We start from the raw sequence: 19,041 nt of genomic DNA on the forward strand, positions 1-19,041 counted from the left end.
GGGACCAGTTGCAGCCAGGAATCGTCCACCTGGGGCTCGGTGCCTTCGCCCGTGCCCACACCGCCGTCTTCACCGAGGACGCCATGCTCGCCGCCACCGATCCGCAGTGGGGGATCGTGGGGGTCACCCAGCGTTCGGACACCGTGGCACGGCAGCTCGCACCCCAGGATGGCCTCTTCACGGTGGCCGAACGCGGCGAGGGCGCCGCGCCGGCACGGATCGTCTCCAGCATTGTTGAAGCCATCTCCGGACGGGACAACCCGGAACTGGTGGTGGACCGGATCGGCGCTGCGGCCACGAAAATCGTGACCCTCACCATCACCGAAAAGGGCTATCGGTTCGACGCCCGGACCCGCACCCTGGACCTGGACGACCCCGAAATCCAGGCCGACCTCGCCGGAAGGCCGCCGCGCACCGCCGTCGGCCAAATCACGCGGGGGCTGCAGCGGCGGGCCCGCACCGGCGCCGGACCCATCACCGTGGTGTCCTGCGACAACCTGCCCGGGAACGGCGAACTGACCGGCACCCTGGTCCGGAACTTCGCCGAAGCCCTCCCCGCCGCGGAAAGCGGACCGCTGTTGGCCTGGATCGACGCCAACACCGCCTTCCCCTCCACCATGGTGGACCGCATGGTGCCGGCCACCACTGACGGTGACCTCGCCGCCGTCGGACACGAACTGGGACTGCGCGACGACGCCGCCGTGGTGGCCGAGCCGTTCAAGCAGTGGGTCATCGAGGACACCTTCGCCGCCGGCCGGCCCCGCTGGGAGGACGCCGGGGCCCTCTTCAGCACCGACGTCGCCGCGTGGGAATCCGCCAAGCTGCGGCTGCTGAACGCCAGCCACTCGATGCTGGCCTACCTCGGCCTGGCCGCGGGCAAGGAAACCATCGCCGACGCCGTGGGCGTGGACGCGTTCCGCACCGCCGTCCGGCGCATGATGCTGGAGGAAGCCCTGCCGAGCATCACCCTGCCCCACGGGCTGGACGGCGGACAGTACTGCGACGAGGTGCTCCGCCGGTTCGCCAACCCCGCCCTCGGCCACACCACCGCGAAGGTGGGCAGCGACGGATCGCAGAAGGTGGGGCTCCGGCTGCTGACCACCGTCCGGCGAACGCTCGACGCCGGCCGCGAACCGAAGTGGGCCGCGCTCGCCGTCGCCGCGTGGATGCACCACGTGGCCGCCACTCCGGAAACGGACCTGAACGATCCGCTGGCGAAGGAACTGCACGCGGCCCTGCCCGCCATCGAATCCCGCACGGCGGACACCGTGGTGCCGGCCCTGCTCGGGTTCCGGCCCGTCGTCGGGCCCGCACTGGCCGGGCACGGAGAATTCCGGGACCTGCTCCTGCACTGGTACCGCATCATCGACAACAACAAGTCTTCCAACAACGGGCTGGAAGGCCTGGGAAATGAGATCAACCATGGCTGACGCATCCGGCGTCCTCGGCGTTTCACCGGTCATCCCGGTGGTCACCATCGACGATCCCCAGGACGCCGTGCCCCTGGCCCGCGCGCTGGTGGACGGCGGCGTGAAGATCATCGAGCTCACCCTGCGGACCGCGTCGGCGCTGACCTCGCTGAAGCTGATTGCCGGGGAAGTGCCGGAGATCCTGGTGGGTGCCGGCACCATCCTCACCCCGCAGCAGGCCGACGACGCCGTGGCCGCAGGCGCCCGGTTCCTGGTCAGCCCCGGGGTCACCCCCGGCCTGCTCACCTCGATGCTAAGGATGGACGTCCCGGTGCTGCCCGGGGTTGCAACAGTGGGTGAGGTCCTGGCCGTCCTGGAACAGGGCCTGGACACCATGAAATTCTTCCCCGCCGGCCCGGCAGGCGGCCCGTCCTACCTTTCGGCCATCGGCGCGCCCGTGCCACACGTGCAGTTCTGCCCCACCGGCGGCATCAGCCTGGCCACCGCACCGGACTACCTGAAGCTGCCCAATGTGGCCTGCGTGGGCGGCAGCTGGCTGACCCCGGCAGACGCCGTCGCGGCCAAGGACTGGGCCCGCATCACCACCCTGGCAAGCGGAGCAGCAGCCCTCGCCCGCTAACCCTAAATGTAGGTAGCAGTTGATGCCGTTCTGAGCCCTCAAAACGACATCAACTGCTACCTGGTTGGGGGTAGGGGGTCAGCCGTTGGCGTCCGCCCGCACCTGGGCTTTGTCATGCTCGTCGTGGGCCTTGCGGATCAGGGCCAGGAACTCGGTTTCGTTCCGGACCAGGCGCTTGTACTTCTCCGGGAGCTTGCGGATCTGGTCCTCCTCGCGGACCATCTTGGCGAAGATCTTGTCCCGCTCAGCCATGTCCGTTTCGTAGTTCAGGTCCACGTACTCGGTTGCATGCCGCCGCGCTCCGGAAACAGCGTTCTTGGCCTTGCCCTTGGGGCTGAAGATGGACGCCAGGATGGTGAGCACCAGCACGCCGAGGATCACGCTGAGCGACAACCCGGTGCTGACCTCCACCACGTTGACGTGCTCGCCGTCGTTGATGAATGGCAGCGTGTTTTCGTGCAGGGCATGCAGGATGAGCTTGACGCCGATGAAGCCAAGGATCACGGCCAGGCCATAGGAGAGGAAGATCAGGCGGTCCAGCAGCCCGTCGATCAGGAAGAACAGCTGCCGCAGGCCCATCAGCGAGAACGCGGTGGCGGTGAAGACGATGAACACGTTCTGGGTCAGGCCGAAGATGGCCGGGATGGAGTCCAGGGCGAACAGGACGTCGGTGCCGCCGATCGCCACCATCACCAGCAGCATGGGCGTCAGTACCTTCTTGCCGTTCTCCATGGTGAAGAGCTTGTCGCCGTCGTAATGCTCGGACGCCGGCAGGAACTTCTTCGCCAGCCGGACCACGAAACTTTCAGAGTCGTCGTCGTGGTTGTCGGGCTTGAGCAGGTTACCTGCCGTGATCAGCAGGATCAGCCCGAAGATGTAGAAAACCCACGCGAAGCTGTTGATCAGTGCTGCGCCCAGGAAAATGAAGGCCGTGCGGGCAATCAGGGAGAACACGATGCCGAACAGCAGCACCTTCTGCTGGTCCGCGCGGGGCACCTTGAAGCTGGCCATGATGATCAGGAACACGAACAGGTTGTCCACGGACAGGGCCTTCTCCGTGACGTAGCCTGCGAAGTACTCGGTACCCATGGTGGGTCCGCCGAAGAGCAGCACCCCCAGTCCGAACAGCAGTGCAATGCCCACGTAAATCGCCGACCAGATGGACGATTCCTTCAGCGTGGGGGTGTGCGCTTTGCGGACGTGGAAGAAGAAGTCGAAGGCCAGCAGCCCCACGATTCCCGCGATGGTCAGGGTCCAGACATAAAAAGGAACTTCCACGCGGCGGCCTTTCGTTGGAACGTGTCCCTGAAGCTTACTAAGCAGGCTTCAGGAGTTTATGCTCCAGCACGGCCGAACGCGACAGGGTTTTGTAGCCCTCGTGCTCGAACAGCACGGTGATTACGTCGTCCTCGTGCCGCATCACCAGGCCCTGGCCCCACTCTTTGTGGACCACCGCGGACTGGAGCGGGAACGGATCGTCGGCCGCCGCGGGACCCGGCCCGCCGCCGTCGTACTTCTTCTTTCCCTTCCTGCCGCCCTGGTTCCCGGAGCCGGGCCCATCGGATTCGTCCGGACGGCGTGCGGCCTCGGCGCAGGCGTCGCAGTTGTTGCACGGCGCCGGCAGGTCCTCGCCGAAGTAGTTCAGCAGGAACTGTCGCCGGCATCCGTCCGTTTCGGCGTAGGACCGCATCATGGTCAGCCTGGACTGCTCCACGCGCTGCCTGGCCTCGGCACGTTCGACGGCGGCCGCAGCCAATGCGGGCAACTTGGCTTTGGCGGCGAGGCGTATCCCGCGCTTGCCTGTGGTGACCGAGCCCACCTCCTCGAGCTGGTTCACCAACGCCGTGACCCGCCGGGCCGGGAACCCGGTCAGCTCCGCCAGGGACGACCTGGGCACGGGCGCGCCGGCATCCTTGAGGACCTTGAGCACCTTGAGCAGCTTCTCCGGATCGGGGGTGCTGGTGCTGAAGAACTTCCGCAGGCCCAGGTCCTCGGAACGGTAGTGCAGCACCGCGGTGGCAGGTTTGCCGTCCCGGCCGCCGCGTCCGATCTCCTGGTAGTACGCGTCCAGGGACTCCGGGATATCGGCATGCACCACGAAACGGACGGTGGGTTTGTCGATGCCCATGCCGAAAGCGGTGGTGGCCACTACCACGTCCAGCCCGTCCGCCAGGAAAAGTTCGTGGATGCGTTCCCGTTCCGCGGCGGCCAAACCGGCGTGATAGGCCTCTGCCCGAAGGCCCTCCGCGGCGAGCTTGGCGGCATACTTTTCGGTGTCCTTGCGCGTTGCGGCGTACACCAGGCCCTGCCCGTCGCGGGCCAGCGCAGCCACCTGGTAGAGGACGGCGCTGCGCTTCTCCTTGTCCTCATGGTGGCGGACCACGTCCAGGCTGATGTTGGGGCGGTCAAAGCCGTGGACCAGCACCAGCGGGTCCTTCATGCCCAGCCGCTCCACGATTTCGTCCCGCACCGGGGGAGAAGCGGTGGCAGTCAGGGCCGCCGCTGGCGGGTTGCCCAGCCGTTCCCGGACGGCGCCCAGGCCCAGGTAGTCGGGCCGGAAGTCGTGTCCCCAGGAGGAGACGCAGTGGGCCTCGTCCACCACGAACAGCGAGACCCCCATGCGGGCCAGGCGCTCCACCGTGGCGTCCTTGGCGAGCTGCTCCGGCGCCAGGTAAAGGAATGCTGCCGTCCCGGACTCGGCGGAATGCCAAGCGGCTTCCACCTCGGCGTCGCTGTGGGATGAGTTGATGGCGACGGCGGCGTCCCCGCCGAGGTCCGCGGCCAGGCCGTCCAGCTGGTCCTCCTGCAGGGCGATCAGCGGTGATACAACGACGGCGGGACGTCCCGTTGCGCTGTGCAGGTACTGGGCCGCCACCTGGTAGATGGCGGATTTGCCGTAGCCGGTGGGCATGACGGCCAGGACATCGCGGCCGTCAACCAGCGCGGACATTCCGGCAAGCTGGCCGTCCCGAAGGTCCAGGAGGGAAAAGGTGGATGCCGCGAGGGCGGCGAGGGCGTGGTGCTCTGGCATGGTACGTCTCCGCATTGAGGTGCCAGGCCGCTTGCTTCAGCCGTACAACCCACCCTAACGCCGGCCCGGTGCTCCCGCAGGCCGTGCCCTTGACTTCCGCGGATGGCTGAACAACTGTGGAAAGAGCGGAAACCGCCGAAGCAGCCGGTGGTTTCCCGGACCCGGCGAGGACGCAAGGAGAACGCATCGTGGTGCGCGAGAACCCCAAGGTTGAAGAGCCCGACGAATCCCAGCTCGAGGTCACCGGGCATCCCAAGGCCTGGGCTGCCGGTGTTCCGGGTGTTTACCACTCGATGAAGCCGGCGCTGGAGCACATGGGCGTGGACCGGTCCCGGAAGACGCTGCTGGCGCTGAACCAGAAGGACGGGTTCGACTGCATGAGCTGCGCCTGGCCGGACCCTGGCCACCGCAAGATGTTCGAGTTCTGCGAGAACGGGGCCAAGGCCGTCACCTGGGAAGCAACCCCGGTGGTGGTCGCCAGCGATTTCTGGGCCAAACACCCCGTGAGCGAGCTGCGGAAGCGGTCCGAGTACTGGCTGGGAATGCAGGGCCGCCTGACCGAGCCGGTGTACAAGCCCGCGGGGGAGGACCACTACCGCCCGGTCAGCTGGGAGCAGGCGTTCGGCATCCTGGCGGACAAGCTGAAGTCGCTGCCCGATCCCAACCAGGCGACCTTCTACACCAGCGGCCGCACCTCCAACGAAGCCGCGTTCCTGTACCAGCTCTTCATCAGGGCTTACGGCACCAACAACCTTCCCGACTGTTCCAACATGTGCCATGAGTCCTCGGGCTGGGGCATGGGCCAAACCATCGGCGTGGGCAAGGCAACGGTCTCCTACAACGACTTCGAAAAAGCCGACCTGATCATCATCATGGGCCAGAACCCCGGCACCAACCATCCGCGCATGCTCACCGCGCTGGAGGAGGCCAAGGAGGCCGGCTGCAAGATTGTGGCCGTCAATCCGCTGCCCGAAGCGGGGCTGATGCGCTACAAGAACCCGCAAAAGGTGAAGGGCATCATCGGCCGCGGCACGGACTTGGCGGACCAGTTCCTGCAGGTGCGGATCGGCGGGGACATGGCGCTGCTGCAGGCAGTCTCCAAACGCGTGCTCGACGCCGAGGCCGCCACCCCGGGCAAGGTCCTGGACCATGCCTTCCTCGAGGAGCACTGCGAAGGGCTCGAGGAGCTTCGGGCGCACCTGGCGCAGCTCGACGACGGTGCCGTCCTTGCGGCCACCGGCCTGCGCACCGAGGAGATCGACGAACTTGCGGCCCGCTACCTCGCGGCGGACCGCGTGATCATCACCTGGGCCATGGGCATCACGCAGCAGAAAAAGGGCGTGGCCACCATCAAGGAGATCATCAACCTGCTCCTGCTGCGCGGCAACATCGGCAAGCCGGGCGCCGGAGCGTCCCCCATCCGCGGCCACAGCAACGTCCAGGGCGACCGCACCATGGGCATCTGGGAGCAGATGCCGCCCGCGTTCCTTGACGCGCTGGGCCAGGAGTTCGCGTTCGAGCCGCCGCGGGAGCACGGCCTGGACGCCGTCCAGACCGTCCGCGGAATGCGCGACGGCGGAATTAAAGTTTTCGTGGGCCTCGGCGGCAACTTCGTGGGAGCCATTTCGGACACCGCGGTGGCCGAGGAAGCCATGGAAAACACCGAGCTTTCGGTCCAGATCTCCACCAAGCTCAACCACTCGCACGCGGTCACCGGTACCGAGGCGCTGATCCTGCCCACGATGGGCCGGACGGAGATCGACCGGCAGGAAACCGGCCCGCAGTTCGTCTCGGTGGAGGATACAGTCTGCGCGGTGCACGCCTCCCACGGCACGGTGGAACCGGTGGCCCCGGGGCTGCTGTCCGAAGTGGCGATCATCTGCCGCCTGGCCGCCGCCGTGGTGCAGGACCGGAGCTCCGCCGACTGGGCAGGGTTCGAGAAAAACTACGACCTCATCCGCGACCACATCTCCCGTGTGGTCAACGGCTGCGAGGATTACAACCGCAAGATCCGGCAGGACGGCGGCTTCATCCTGCCCAACGGCCCGCGCGATTCCAGGACCTTCCACACTCCCACCGGCAAGGCCATGCTCACGGTCAACGAACTCGAACATGTGGACCGGCCCGAGGGCACGCTGATCCTGCAGAGCATGCGCTCGCACGACCAGTTCAACACCACCATCTACGGCAACAACGACCGCTACCGGGGGATCAGGAAGGGCCGCGAGGTGGTGTTCGTGAACCCGGTGGACCTTGCCGAGCTGGGTTTCGAGGACGGCCAGCGCGTGGACATCCACGGCGTGTACACGGACAACGTGGAGCGGGTGCTCCGGAACTACCGGATTGTCTCCTACCCGTCCGCCAGGGGCTGCGCAGCCGCCTACTACCCCGAGGCGAACGTCCTGGTGCCGCTGGACAGCGTGGCAGAGGGCAGCCAGACGCCGGCATCAAAGGCCGTCATCGTGCGCCTTGAGCCGGCGGCCGTGCTGGAAGAGGAACCCACAGCCGGGGGCTAGCGTGCCGTCCGGTGCGTGACCGGCCCCGGGCTGCACGGACGGCCCCGGGCTGCACGGACGGCCCTGGCCGCACGAACTATGCGGGCCAGGGCCGGTTCTGCGGCTACTGGGCTGTGTCGGCCCAGCCTTTGCTGGCCGGGCCGCCGTCGTGCCCGTCCTCGCACAGCTGGAATGCCACCCTTGCAGCCTTCTCAACGGCGGCTGCCGCGGCGTCCTTGTTGCCCGCGCTGCCGGTTCCGGCGCGCAGCCCGGCGGCGTAGCCCACCATGAATGTGGTGACCGGCGCGGCGGCGTGGATCACCGAATCCGCGGATTTCCGGGCCAGGTCCAGGAGGAGCTCCTGGTCTACCTTGAGGTCCAGGATCTGCAGTGCCTGTGCCAGCCGGTGGCTCCACTGGTCCAGGACCTGAGCCTCGTCGTCGTTGACTGCCATGGTTCTCCTTGCGTCAGTTATCGATGGTGGACATGTTGGGGTAACGGGCGCCCGCCGTGGATCCTGCCGGTGCCAGCCGGTCCAGCAGGTCGAGGTCCTCCCGGCTGAGCTCGACGTCCACAGCGCCCAGGTTCTCGCGAAGCCGCTCGCGTTTCTTCGTTCCGGGAATCGGTACGATGTGCTCACCCTGCGCCAGCAGCCAGGCGAGAGCCAGCTGCCCGGGCGTGCACTGCTTGCCTTCGGCGAGTTCCCGGACGCGGTCCACCAGTTCAAGGTTCTTGGTGAAGTTTTCGCCCTGGAACCGCGGGGAGTGCCTGCGGAAATCGTCCGCTGAGAAATCCTCTTCGCTGCGGATCTGTCCCGTCAGGAAGCCGCGGCCCAGCGGGCTGTAGGGAACGAAGCCAATTCCCAGCTCCTCAAGGACGGGGAACACCTTGGTTTCCGGCTCGCGTTCCCACAGGGAGTACTCGGTCTGCAGGGCCGTGATCGGGTGCACGGCGTGGGCCTTGCGGATGGTGTCCGCGGAGGCTTCGGACAGGCCCAGGTGGCGTACCTTGCCGGCCTGCACCAGCTCCGCCATGGCACCCACGGTCTCTTCGATGGGGACTGTCTTGTCCACCCGGTGCTGGTAGTAGAGGTCGATGTGGTCCACGCCCAGCCGCTCCAGGCTGGCATCGCAGGCACGCCGCACGTAGTCCGGGTGGCCGTTGATGCCAACCCAGGAACCGTCCTCGCGGCGTTCGTTGCCGAACTTGGTGGCGATCACCACGGCATCGCGCCGTCCGGCGATGGCCCGGCCCACCAGGCGTTCGTTGGTGAAGGGACCATACATGTCCGCGGTGTCCAACAGGGTGCCGCCGGCGTCCAGGAATTCGTGGATGGTGGCGACGGACTCCTGCTCGTCGCCCTCGCCGTAAAACTCGCTCATGCCCATGCAGCCAAGGCCCAGGGCAGAGACGCTTAATGATCCGATGGTACGGGTCTTCATTCGGTTCTCCTCAGCGGTAGAACGTGCTCCGCACCCACCATGGCGGCGGTGCAAAAGCCCTTGGGTGCAGCGTACGCCCCACTGGCAAGTCCCCAGAAGTGTGCCGTCCCAAACATAGTGGCCCTACCCCTAGACCAGTCGAGCGGGCCTGCCTAGACTGGGCGGACCCCACCCAGGAACCCGCAGCGACTGGCGCTTCCAGCAAGAAAGGAATGTCCCGGCACGAACGTTCCGGAGACGGACCACACGCCGGGGAGCGCACGATTTCGGTCGGGCCGGGTCCCCGTCTGCGGGGTGCATCACCTATCCAACCATCACGGCCGCCGTACCCGGCAGGCCTGACAACAGGAGAACAGATGACAGGGAACAAAGCCGTTGCCTACAAGGAACCGGGCAAGGTTGAGGTAATCGATATCGACTATCCCACCTTCGAACTCAAGGACGGACCGGGCGTCAACCCGGCGAACGTGGGCCGCCCGGTCAACCACGGAGTAATCCTGAAGACCGTGGCCACCAATATTTGCGGCTCGGACCAGCACATGGTGCGAGGACGCACCACAGCACCGCCGGACCTGGTGCTGGGCCACGAAATCACCGGTGAAGTGGTGGAGGTGGGCCGCGACGTCGAGTTCATCAAGGTGGGTGATATCTGCTCGGTGCCGTTCAACATCGCCTGCGGACGGTGCCGGAACTGCAAGGAGCGGAAAACCGGCATTTGCCTGAATGTGAACCCGGACCGTCCCGGCAGTGCCTACGGCTACGTGGACATGGGCGGCTGGGTGGGCGGCCAGGCCAACTACGTCCTGGTGCCCTACGCGGACTGGAACCTGCTCAAGTTCCCGGACCGGGACCAGGCCTTGGAGAAGATGCTGGACCTGACCATGCTTTCGGACATCTTCCCCACGGGATTCCACGGTGCCGTGACCGCCGGGGTGGGTGTCGGCTCAACGGTGTACGTGGCGGGCGCCGGGCCTGTTGGCCTCGCAGCGGCAACCAGCGCGCACCTGCTGGGCGCCGCCGTCGTGATTGTGGGCGACATGAACGCTGACCGCCTGGCCCAGGCCAAGAGCTTCGGCTGCGAGACGGTGGACCTGAGCAAGGGCGGCCCGGCTGAGCAGATCGAACAGATCCTGGGTGTCCCGGAGGTGGACTGCGGCGTGGATGCCGTGGGCTTCGAGGCGCGCGGGCACGGCAATAACGCCTCGGAAGCGCCGGCCACTGTGCTGAACTCGCTGATGGAGATCACCGCTGCCGGCGGTGCCCTGGGCATCCCGGGGCTCTACGTCACCGGTGACCCGGGCGGCATCGACGAGGCCGCCAAGAAGGGCGCACTGAGCCTGAGCCTTGGTACCGGCTGGGCCAAATCGCTGAGCTTCACCACCGGGCAGTGTCCGGTCATGAAGTACAACCGGCAGCTGATGATGGCCATCCTGCACGACAGGGTGAGCATCGCCAAGAACGTCAACGCCAAGGCCATCCCGCTGGAAGAGGCACCCAAGGGCTATGCCGAGTTCGACGCCGGCGCCGCCACCAAGTACGTCCTCAACCCGAACGGCTACCTCAGCTAGGAAGGAGTTTCCCGAACGGCGGGAGGCCGGCTTACGGGCCGGCCTCCCGCCGCGTGCGGAAATAAGGCCTGGCTTTTGCGGGTTACGCTTCACAGGTCTTGAACTGCAATGAAGGAGATTTCCCTTGAGCGACATCACCGTCCGCCACAACCCCGAGCGCGAACGCTTCGAAATCCTCGTGGCCGGCCACGTCATCGGCAAGGCCGTGTACAAGGAGTACGACGGCGGGGCCTCGCCGCAGCGGATTTTCTACCACACGGTGATCAACGAGGAATACGGTGGCCAGGGCCTTGCCGGCAGGCTCGCCACGGTGGCGCTGGATGAGACAGCCGAATCCGGGATCGGGATCGTTCCGGTGTGCCCGTTCGTCAAGAAGTTCCTCGGCAAGCACCCGGAGTATGCCGCCAGTGCCGTTGCCGTAGCTCCGGCCCACCTGGAATTCCTGGATAACGCCCTGTCCGCCCGGACCCGGGGCTGACGGTCCTCGCACCGGTTTTCGACGCAGGCCGCCGTCCTCGACGCGCCGATTCGTTGACGCACCCTGTATCTCCGGTGCGCCGGCGAACGTGCGCCTCGGGGACGGTTTTGCGTGTCCGGAGTGCTGCGAATCGCGCGGGCGCCTCCCGGTGCAGCAGACTGTTACCGTGAGCAACAACCCCCGGACTGCCCTGGCCGTGGCAGGCCTCAGCCTGGGCACGGCATTGAACCCGCTGAACTCCTCGATGATCGCTGTAGCACTGGTGGTGCTGCGGGCCGACTTCGGACTGGACGTCGCCGCCGTCACCTGGGTGGTCACATCCTTCTACCTCGCCTCCGCCGCGGGGCAGCCGGTCATGGGCAGGCTGGCCGACCGGTTCGGCCCGCGCCGGATGTTCATGCTGGGCATGGCACTGGTAGCCGTCACCTGCGCGGTGGCGCCGCTGGCACCCAACTTCGCGCTGCTGTGCGTGGCCCGGGCCGTGATGGCGCTGGGTACGGCCACCGCCTATCCCAGCGCCGTGGTGATGGTGGGGGCCATCGCACACCGGGCAAAAGTCGAGTCTGCCCGGCCGCTGGGCCGGTTGCAGATGGCGAACACGTCCGCGGCGGCCGTGGGTCCCGTCATCGGCGGACTGCTGGTGAGCCTGGTGGGCTGGGAGGCGCTGTTCCTGATCAACGTGCCCCTTGCCCTGGCGGCATTGCTGATCGTGAAACAGGCGGCCCCGCGGGACGAGGCCCGGGAACGCGGCAGCCTCGCCGAACTGCTCCGCGACTCGGACATCCCCGGTATCCTGGCGTTCGTCGGTGCGCTGCTGCTGGTGATGATGGCTGCGCTGAATGTGGCGCCCGGCTACCGCTGGTGGATGCTGGCGGCCGGAACCGGCATTGCTGCTCTGTTCGCGTGGCGGGAACTGCGGTTTGCCCGTCCCTTCCTTGACCTGCGGCTCCTGGGCCGCAACAGGCCGCTGCTGCTGGTCTACCTGGCCTTCGCCGTGTTCAGCAGCGTCTACTACTTCGTCTTCTTTGGCCTGCCCCAGCTGCTCCAGGAATCCGGCGGGTACGATCCCGGCGTGGTGGGCCTGCTGATGCTGCCGCTCGCGGCTATGTCAGTGGTGGCCACTCCGTGGGCCGTGAAAGCCATGGGACGGTTCGGTGTCCGGCGGGTGCTGCTGGCAGGCGTCCTGCTCCTGACCGTGGCGGCTGCCCTGATGTGGCTGCTCACCGGAACCCTGGCCATACCGCTGGTGGTGGTGATGACAGCGCTGATGGGCGTCCCCTACGGCACCGTGAGCATCGCCACCAACCAGGGCATGTTCGTTTCCACCCGGCCGCAGGACCGTGGTGTGGCCGCCGGTATCTACCAGACCTGCAGGTACGTGGGCGCGATTACCGCCACGGTGATGATCGGCGTCTTCGCCTCAGGAGGGGTGCACCAGGAGAGCTGGGCCCGGATGGTGGTGGCCATGCTGGTGCTGTGCGCCGCCACCTTCGGCGTGAGCCTGTTCTGGCGGCAGCGGAGCGCATAGCCTGTCCTGATGGGACACATGATGACCATCGGGAACGCCGAAACCTCCGTCCAGGCCTACGTCAGCGAACCGGCCGCCACCCCGAAAGGCGGGCTGCTGCTGATCTCCGAAATCTGGGGCATGGTGGACCACATCAAGGACGTGGCGGACAGGTTCGCCGCGGAAGGCTACCTGGTGCTGGCTCCTGACCTGCTGACGGACATCGGGATGACGCCGGACGTGGCAGCGGAAGTCCTCCGCGGCCTCGCCGATCCGGATCCGGAGCAGCGCAGCAAGGTCCAGCCGAGGCTCCGCGAGATCACCTCCCCGCTGAACTCGCCCGAGTTCGCGGACAAGGCCGTGGCCGCCCTCCGGGCCTGCTTCGACCACCTCGAGGGCGTGCCCGCACTGGCCGGACGGGTGGCGGTGGCAGGCTTCTGCTTCGGCGGAACCTACAGCTTCACCCTCGCCACCAAGGAGCCGCGCCTGCGTGCCGCCGTGCCGTTCTACGGCACGTGCGACTTCAGCGAGGAGGAACTCAGCCGGATCAATTGCCCCGTCCTGGCCTTCTACGGCGAAGAAGACAAAGCCTTGGTGGACAAGCTGCCGCTGGTGAAGGCCAGGATGTTCGGGGCCGGGGTGGACTTCGATGCGGTGGTGTACCCGGGGACGGGCCATGCTTTCTTCAACGACAGCACCCCCATCCGGTACGACGCCGATGCCGCCACCGACTCCTGGAAACGCACCCTGGCCTTCCTGGAGCAGAGCCTTAATCAGTAGGGGTTCGCCGCGGTTTGAGCTGTGCCGTTTGAGCTGCCCCCTTCAGTTGCGCTGCCCTCAGCTGCGGCGGAGCCACACCGCGTTGTCCGGCTGCAGCCAGCCGGCCTCCGCCTGCGGGAAGGCGCTGAAGACTACGACGCCGGCGGGCAGCTTCACCGGGCCGCTCCCCATGGTGACGGCCACAAGGAAGCCGGAGCTGCGTTCGCAGAGCAGGAGGTTCCCGTCCTGCACGTGCCAGGTGCCGCCGTCGTCCGCTGTGAAGGTGCCGTCCTCCCATAACTGGCGGCGCACGGCGATCGCCCGGGTGGCCAGCGCGAGCATGGAGTCCGGGTCCTGCTGCTGCAGCTCGATGGCGTGGCGTCCCCAGTCCTCGGGAACGGGAAGCCAGGGGTCGGCGGGAGGTCCGGAAAGCCGGGAGGGCAGCGAGAAGCCGTGGGCACGTGCCGGCTCCGCGGTCCACGGGAGCGGTACCCGGGTGCCGTCGCGGGTGATCCCGCCGCGCGCCCACATCGGGTCCACCCGGGCTTCAACGGGGACGTCCACCTCGGGGAGCCCCAGTTCCTGGCCCTGGTACAGGTAGGCCGAACCAGGCAGGCCGAGCAGCGCCACCAGCGCGGCGCGGGACCGGCGTCCGCCTACCTCACCGCCGCCGAAGCGGGTGGCGGAACGGACGATGTCGTGGTTTTCAATGGCCCAGGTGGGGGCCGCACCGTGCAGCTTACGGGCTTCCTCCAGTTCGTTGCCCGCGGCCGCCCACGCCGCCGGGTCCCAGCCCAGCTTCACGAACGCGAAGGCGAACGCCTGGTGCATCTCGTCGCTGCGTGTGTACCGGGCTGCGCGGGCAGGCTCGAGGTTCACCTCGCCCACCAGCAGGCGGTGCGGCTGGTATTTCTCAGCCAGCCGCCGCCAGCGCCGGTACACCTCGTGCACATCCTCCTGGTCCGAGACCAGCGGGTTGGCGCGCAGCCCGTCCACCACAGCATGCGCGGACGGGGAGTCCGGCAAGCCATCGGCTTTGAAGAGTCCGTGCGCTACGTCGATCCGGAGGCCGTCCACGCCCTTGTCGAACCAGAAGCGCAGGACACTTTCGAAGTAGTCGCCCACCGCTGGGTTCCGCCAGTTCCAGTCCGGCTGGCCGGCCGAGAACAGGTGCAGGTACCACTCGGTGTCTGTTTCGGAGCCCGGGTTGGCCCGGGACCAGGCCCGGCCGCCAAAGACGCTCTGCCAGTTGTTGGGCGGCAGGTCGCTGGGCGAATCCGGGGACGAGCTGCGGCCCTCGACGAAGTGGAACATTTCCCGCTCCGGGCTTCCCGGCCCGGCGGCGAGGGCCTGCTGGAAGAGGGGGTGCTCGGAGGAGCAGTGGTTGGGGACCACGTCGAGCAGCACCCGCAGGCCGAGGGCGTGGGCCTGTTCCAGCAGTGCATCGAAGTCCGCCATGGTGCCGAACAGCTGGTCCACGCCGCAGTAGTCACTGACGTCGTACCCTTGGTCTACCTGCGGAGACGGCTGGAACGGGGTCAGCCAGATCCCGTCCACGCCCAGCGCGGCGATGTAGGGCAGCCGGTGGAGCAGGCCGGGGAGGTCACCCACGCCGTCGCCGTTCCCGTCAGCGAAGGACCGCGGGTACACCTGGTAGATGACGGCGGACTGCCACCACTGCACTGACGGGCTTTCGGGGTGGGCAAGGCTCAAAGCCGGGCCGCCTTCCGTGGTCGGAATGTTGGGGGACAAGGGGAGGTGCCGCTACAGCCAGGCGGTGACGAACCCGCCGCGTGACTGGTCGCCGGGCTGGACGGACGACGGCGGCTCAGCACCGGCGTCGGGCGCGTTGCCTGACCTGGGCGGGGCCGGGGCGTCGGCCAGCGAGATGACCCGGCCGTACGCCGTGCACAGGTCCTGCACCGAGTGCTGTGCGCAGCGCCAGCCGGCGGCTTCCAGGACGGACACCGGGTCCGGGGGATCCGCGCGGGCCAGCAGCTCGCTCATGGGCAGCCCTGTCTTGAGGCTGAACTCCTGCAGCTGGGCATCGAGGTCGTCGGTCTTCGGCAGCGGCACGGCGCGCTCGATGACGGCGCGCGAACCCTGGGCCGAAAGTGCTCCAACCTCGTCCAGCACGGCTTGTTGCCCCGCGGCGTCGAGGTACGGCAGGAGGCCTTCCATGATCCAGGTGGTGGACCGTCCGGGGTCGAATCCGGCGGACACGAGCCGCTGGCGCCATGGCTGCGAGAGATCGGCGTCGAGGATGGTGCGGTCCGCGCCCGGTGTGGCGGCGAGCCCGGCCAGGACGCTGTCCTTGAAGTCCAGGACGTTGGCGCTGTCGATCTCGAAGATCCTTGATCCGGCCGGCCACTCCAGGCGGAATGCCCTGGTGTCGAGTCCGGCTCCCAGAATCACTGTCTGCGCCGTGGCGCCGTCCCGGAGGAAGTCGTCGATGAACCGGGTGCGCACGCCGATGTAGATGGATGCCAGCAGCAGCGGCTGCTGGAGGGGAGGGGCATCGGCGGGGCTGTCGGGCCACTGTGTTGGCACGTCCACGTGGGACCTGGCCGCCAGCACCAGGTCCGCCGCAAAGGGATCCCGCGCCAGCGGGTCAGGCCGGGACGACTCAACTGCCCTGCCTGCAGCTACGGCGAGGGCCGTCAGCGGGAGCCCGCGGTCCTGGAAGTCCGTGCCCTCAGTGTCCGCCACGGTGCGCCCTTTCATCGGTGGTGGCACCATCGTTGCACGCAGGCACCGCAGCGGATGCGCAGGGGCGCGCCTGTCATCTCACAGCGGAAAAGCCGCCCCGGACGGGCCGCCGAACGGGCACCCACGCCGCGCGCCGCCGTCGTGCGTCAGGCGGTTGCTCAGGTGTACATCAGTGAGCCGGGCGTGGTGAGCTTCTCGCCGGTTTCCAGCCAGGTCTTCAGGCCGGAGAGGATCATCGGCCAGCCGCCGTAGAGTTGCTCGTTTGCGCCTTCGCGGAGGCCGCTGTGCGTGACGGTGAGGTGGCATGAATCGCCAACGGCCTCGATCTCCCAGGTGACCTTGGAGGTTCCCTCGGCCTTGACGTCGTCGCCCCACAGTGCGCGCATGGTCTGCACCAGCCGGCGCGGCGGATCCACTTCCAGGTTTTCGCCTTCGCCCAGGATCTGGCCGGCCTTGGGGTTGCCCATTTCGAAGCGGCTGCCCGGCGTCCAGTCGGACTTCAGGGTGTTGCCGAACTGGTATTTGCTGCGGATGTCGCTGTCGGTAATGGCTTCCCAGAGCTTCTCCGGGGTGGTTTTGATGTAGATCTCGAAGATTTTTTCCATGGGACTTTCCAATCTGGATTTGAGGTCGCTGAGGGCAGCGGCCCATGGTTCTGCGTATTTGCTGACCCAGCGGTCGTGGACCAGGCGGATGGGAACGGGGTTCAGGAAGTGCAGCTTTTCCCGCCCACGACGACGGGTGGCCACCAGGCCTGCGTCCTCAAGGATGCGGAGGTGCTTGGCAATCCCGAACCGGGTCATGCTGAACCTCGCCTCAAGCGCACTGAGGCTCTGGCCGTCCTCGCGGAACAGCTCATCGAGCAGGTCCCTGCGGGTGGGGTCGGAGAGTGCTTTGAACACGTCGTCCATACAACCGATGATAGGTGACCATATAGTCACCTATCAAGGGTTTGGCCATTTTCGATTCCGGACCCCGGTGCATTCCCGCCCAGTTACCTGCCCGCCCACGCCGGCCCGGGCGGGCCGATCCGCGCAATAGCTGCGGCTGCTGCGTGCCGGGGCCGGGTCAGGAGGTAGTAACTGGGCAGGAACGCACGGCCGCGGCTGGAAATCACAGCCCCAGCGCCAGGAACACCAGGGCCAGGAGGGCCGGGACCGTGGCGGCGAGGGTGCCCGGGACGCTTTCCCAGCGCTTGGGGTAGTGGCCCTGCAGGTCGGCCAATAGCATCGTGGGCGCCGTCAGCACCATATTCAGGCAGCAATAGACCACCAACGTGTAGCCCACCACGGGTTCGCCGATGTTCACAGCCACCAGCCCGGCCACCACACCCAGGGCAATCACCAGGTTCTTGTAGCCGGTGGGGATGGCCCACATCATCACGGCCGGTACGTTCTCCGGCGGGGTGCTGAGGAACTTCTGCGCCCAACTGCTTCGCCGGAGCAGGAAGCTCTCCACCGGAAAGACGCCCACGTAGATGACCACCGCCAGCACCGCGAAAACCTGGGACATGATGTTCATGCCGGAAGGGTAAAGCCGCCGGAACCAGGCAGGCCATCCCCGGATTGGGGGATTCCGTGCTGCACCGGCGGGCCTGATACTGGACGTATGTGGGAGGAGCGCGCTGAGCGTACCCGGCGTGACATTGCCGCGTTGGCCACTGACGGGCTGGACCTGGCCGCCCTCTACGCAGCTGCCCTGGTGCTGGTGCGCAAGGCGGTGCCGTTCGATCAGGCCTGCTGGGCCGGCGTCGACCCCGAAACGATGGTGATGAACGCCGTCACCAACTGGCGGCCGTGGCCCGTCACCGACGAGTTTGCGGCCAGGTTCGCCCAGTCCGAATACCAGGGGACCGAACCGAACACGTTTGCGCAGCTCATGCTCCGGCCGCACCCGGTGGCGCGGATCTCGGACGCACCCAGCAGCGAGGTGGCAGGCAGTATCCGGATCAATGAGCTGCTCCGTCCGCTGGGCCTGGTCCAAGAACTGCGGGGGGCGTTCCGCGTGGACCAGTCATGCTGGGGCGTCGGCAGCCTGTTTCGGGAGGGGACTGCGGATTTCAGCGACCGGGAGGTCGAATTCCTTGCGGCAGTCACGGCGGCGCTCGCAGCCGCCACCCGCATTGCTGCCCGCTCGCAGCACAGGCTTTGGCACCAGCCTGACGGGCCGGTGATCGTCCTTGCCGGCGAGCGCGGCGAGCTGCGCGCCGCCACTCCCGCAGCGACCACCTGGCTGCACGCGCTGGAGGAGGCGGCGCCGGGCCAGTTCAGCATGGTGCTCTACGCGGTGGTGGCCCAGGCGAAGGCTTCGCCTACGGGGACGGCGAGGACCAGGATGCGCGACCTCGACTCTGGCTGGGTGATCCTGCAGGCGAGCCGCCTCATCACGGGCGATGACCCCGAACAAATGGTGGTGACCGTGGAACCTGCCACCACCCGCGAGCTGCTGGCGCTGTTCCTGTCCGCTTACGGGCTCACGCCGCGGGAGCAGGAAGTGTGCCTGGAGTTGCTGGGCGGCAGTGCAGGCGCGGACATTGCACGGCACCTGTTTATCTCACCCCACACGGTCCACGATCACCTGAAGTCCATCTTCGACAAAGTGGGTGTGAACAGCCGCGGGGAACTGGTCGCCAGGTTGACGGCCACTGGGTAGCCTTGGCGCATGCAGAAGATTTCGGTGGAAGCCCTGGCCCGCCAGCAGCTCGAAGCGGCACTCGCATCTCCCAACGGCCGCGCCGCGGACACCGTCTACGGCGGCCACGAAAAGATCCTTCGCCAGTCGGTAATGGCGTTGAAAGCCGGGACACGGCTCAGCGAACACCAGAACCCCGGCGACGCCACGGTGTTTGTGATCCGCGGCTGCGTCCGGCTGGTGGCCGGTGCGGATTCCTGGCAGGGCAAGGCGGGCGACCTGCTGATCGTCCCGCCGGGCCTGCACAGCCTGGAGGCGGAGGAGGACTCGGCGTTCCTGTTCACGGTGGCTAAGTACCGCGATTGACCCGCC

Annotated in this window: 17 protein-coding genes; 9 read left to right on the top strand and 8 right to left on the bottom strand. The window is 67.2% G+C overall.

What is annotated here, in order from left to right:
* The first annotated feature begins 8 nt into the window (after window positions 1–8).
* On the top strand, window positions 9–1,430 hold the full coding sequence (locus ACP3TD_RS05695; protein ID WP_426766008.1) for a mannitol dehydrogenase family protein: 1,422 nt from the start codon (window positions 9–11) through the stop codon (window positions 1,428–1,430).
* A complete protein-coding gene (gene eda / locus ACP3TD_RS05700; protein WP_426766010.1) occupies window positions 1,423–2,049 on the top strand; it encodes a bifunctional 4-hydroxy-2-oxoglutarate aldolase/2-dehydro-3-deoxy-phosphogluconate aldolase in 627 nt (208 codons plus the stop codon). Before ACP3TD_RS05695 ends, eda begins: the two co-directional genes overlap by 8 nt.
* Window positions 2,050–2,127: 78 nt before the next feature.
* Here the strand turns inward: eda and ACP3TD_RS05705 are convergent, their stop codons facing one another.
* Together ACP3TD_RS05705 and ACP3TD_RS05710 are read right to left on the bottom strand one after the other, a co-directional pair.
* Window positions 2,128–3,327 carry a TerC family protein gene (locus ACP3TD_RS05705; RefSeq protein ID WP_426766012.1) on the bottom strand — a complete coding sequence of 400 codons (1,200 nt, stop codon included), beginning with the start codon at window positions 3,325–3,327 and terminating at the stop codon, window positions 2,128–2,130.
* Between the two features lie 37 nt (window positions 3,328–3,364).
* Window positions 3,365–5,080 (bottom strand): RecQ family ATP-dependent DNA helicase, encoded by a 1,716-nt coding sequence (locus ACP3TD_RS05710; RefSeq protein WP_426766013.1) that lies wholly within the window; start codon window positions 5,078–5,080, stop codon window positions 3,365–3,367.
* Window positions 5,081–5,268: 188 nt separating this feature from the next.
* On the opposite strand from ACP3TD_RS05710, the gene ACP3TD_RS05715 reads away from it, so the two are divergent.
* Window positions 5,269–7,596 carry an FdhF/YdeP family oxidoreductase gene (locus ACP3TD_RS05715; RefSeq protein WP_426766015.1) on the top strand — a complete coding sequence of 776 codons (2,328 nt, stop codon included), beginning with the start codon at window positions 5,269–5,271 and terminating at the stop codon, window positions 7,594–7,596.
* Window positions 7,597–7,699: 103 nt separating this feature from the next.
* Here ACP3TD_RS05715 and ACP3TD_RS05720 read toward each other — a convergent pair whose 3' ends face one another.
* Entirely contained in the window at window positions 7,700–8,029 is a 330-nt protein-coding gene (locus tag ACP3TD_RS05720; protein WP_426766016.1) for a DUF6457 domain-containing protein, read from the bottom strand.
* A gap of 13 nt (window positions 8,030–8,042) precedes the next feature.
* Complete coding sequence (locus tag ACP3TD_RS05725) at window positions 8,043–9,017, bottom strand: aldo/keto reductase (protein WP_426766018.1); 975 nt, start codon at window positions 9,015–9,017, stop codon at window positions 8,043–8,045.
* A 356-nt stretch (window positions 9,018–9,373) separates the two neighbouring features.
* Here ACP3TD_RS05725 and fdhA point away from each other — a divergent pair, with 356 nt between their 5' ends.
* The 4 genes from fdhA (at window position 9,374) to ACP3TD_RS05745 (ending at window position 13,350) form a co-directional block, all read left to right on the top strand.
* Window positions 9,374–10,585, top strand: coding sequence for a formaldehyde dehydrogenase, glutathione-independent (gene fdhA, locus ACP3TD_RS05730; protein WP_426766020.1), 1,212 nt, complete (start codon window positions 9,374–9,376; stop codon window positions 10,583–10,585).
* A 124-nt stretch (window positions 10,586–10,709) separates the two neighbouring features.
* On the top strand, window positions 10,710–11,063 hold the full coding sequence (locus tag ACP3TD_RS05735; RefSeq protein ID WP_426766022.1) for a GNAT family N-acetyltransferase: 354 nt from the start codon (window positions 10,710–10,712) through the stop codon (window positions 11,061–11,063).
* A gap of 166 nt (window positions 11,064–11,229) precedes the next feature.
* Complete coding sequence (locus ACP3TD_RS05740) at window positions 11,230–12,591, top strand: MFS transporter (RefSeq protein WP_426766024.1); 1,362 nt, start codon at window positions 11,230–11,232, stop codon at window positions 12,589–12,591.
* Between the two features lie 9 nt (window positions 12,592–12,600).
* Window positions 12,601–13,350 carry a dienelactone hydrolase family protein gene (locus ACP3TD_RS05745; RefSeq protein WP_426766026.1) on the top strand — a complete coding sequence of 250 codons (750 nt, stop codon included), beginning with the start codon at window positions 12,601–12,603 and terminating at the stop codon, window positions 13,348–13,350.
* Window positions 13,351–13,407: 57 nt separating this feature from the next.
* Here ACP3TD_RS05745 and ACP3TD_RS05750 read toward each other — a convergent pair whose 3' ends face one another.
* From ACP3TD_RS05750 to ACP3TD_RS05765, 4 genes are all read right to left on the bottom strand, one after another.
* Window positions 13,408–15,042 carry an alpha-amylase family glycosyl hydrolase gene (locus ACP3TD_RS05750; protein ID WP_426766028.1) on the bottom strand — a complete coding sequence of 545 codons (1,635 nt, stop codon included), beginning with the start codon at window positions 15,040–15,042 and terminating at the stop codon, window positions 13,408–13,410.
* Between the two features lie 51 nt (window positions 15,043–15,093).
* On the bottom strand, window positions 15,094–16,038 hold the full coding sequence (locus ACP3TD_RS05755) for an SAM-dependent methyltransferase (protein WP_426766030.1): 945 nt from the start codon (window positions 16,036–16,038) through the stop codon (window positions 15,094–15,096).
* A 158-nt stretch (window positions 16,039–16,196) separates the two neighbouring features.
* Entirely contained in the window at window positions 16,197–16,949 is a 753-nt protein-coding gene (locus ACP3TD_RS05760; RefSeq protein WP_426766032.1) for an ArsR/SmtB family transcription factor, read from the bottom strand.
* Window positions 16,950–17,151: 202 nt separating this feature from the next.
* Window positions 17,152–17,559, bottom strand: coding sequence for a DUF1304 family protein (locus ACP3TD_RS05765; RefSeq protein ID WP_426766033.1), 408 nt, complete (start codon window positions 17,557–17,559; stop codon window positions 17,152–17,154).
* An 87-nt stretch (window positions 17,560–17,646) separates the two neighbouring features.
* Here ACP3TD_RS05765 and ACP3TD_RS05770 point away from each other — a divergent pair, with 87 nt between their 5' ends.
* A complete protein-coding gene (locus ACP3TD_RS05770; protein WP_426766034.1) occupies window positions 17,647–18,690 on the top strand; it encodes a helix-turn-helix transcriptional regulator in 1,044 nt (347 codons plus the stop codon).
* A gap of 9 nt (window positions 18,691–18,699) precedes the next feature.
* Window positions 18,700–19,035 carry a cupin domain-containing protein gene (locus ACP3TD_RS05775; RefSeq protein ID WP_426766036.1) on the top strand — a complete coding sequence of 112 codons (336 nt, stop codon included), beginning with the start codon at window positions 18,700–18,702 and terminating at the stop codon, window positions 19,033–19,035.
* Window positions 19,036–19,041: the final 6 nt, after the last annotated feature.

It is taken from the genome of Pseudarthrobacter sp. 1G09, assembly GCF_050038305.1.
Lineage (GTDB): Bacteria > Actinomycetota > Actinomycetes > Actinomycetales > Micrococcaceae > Arthrobacter > Arthrobacter equi.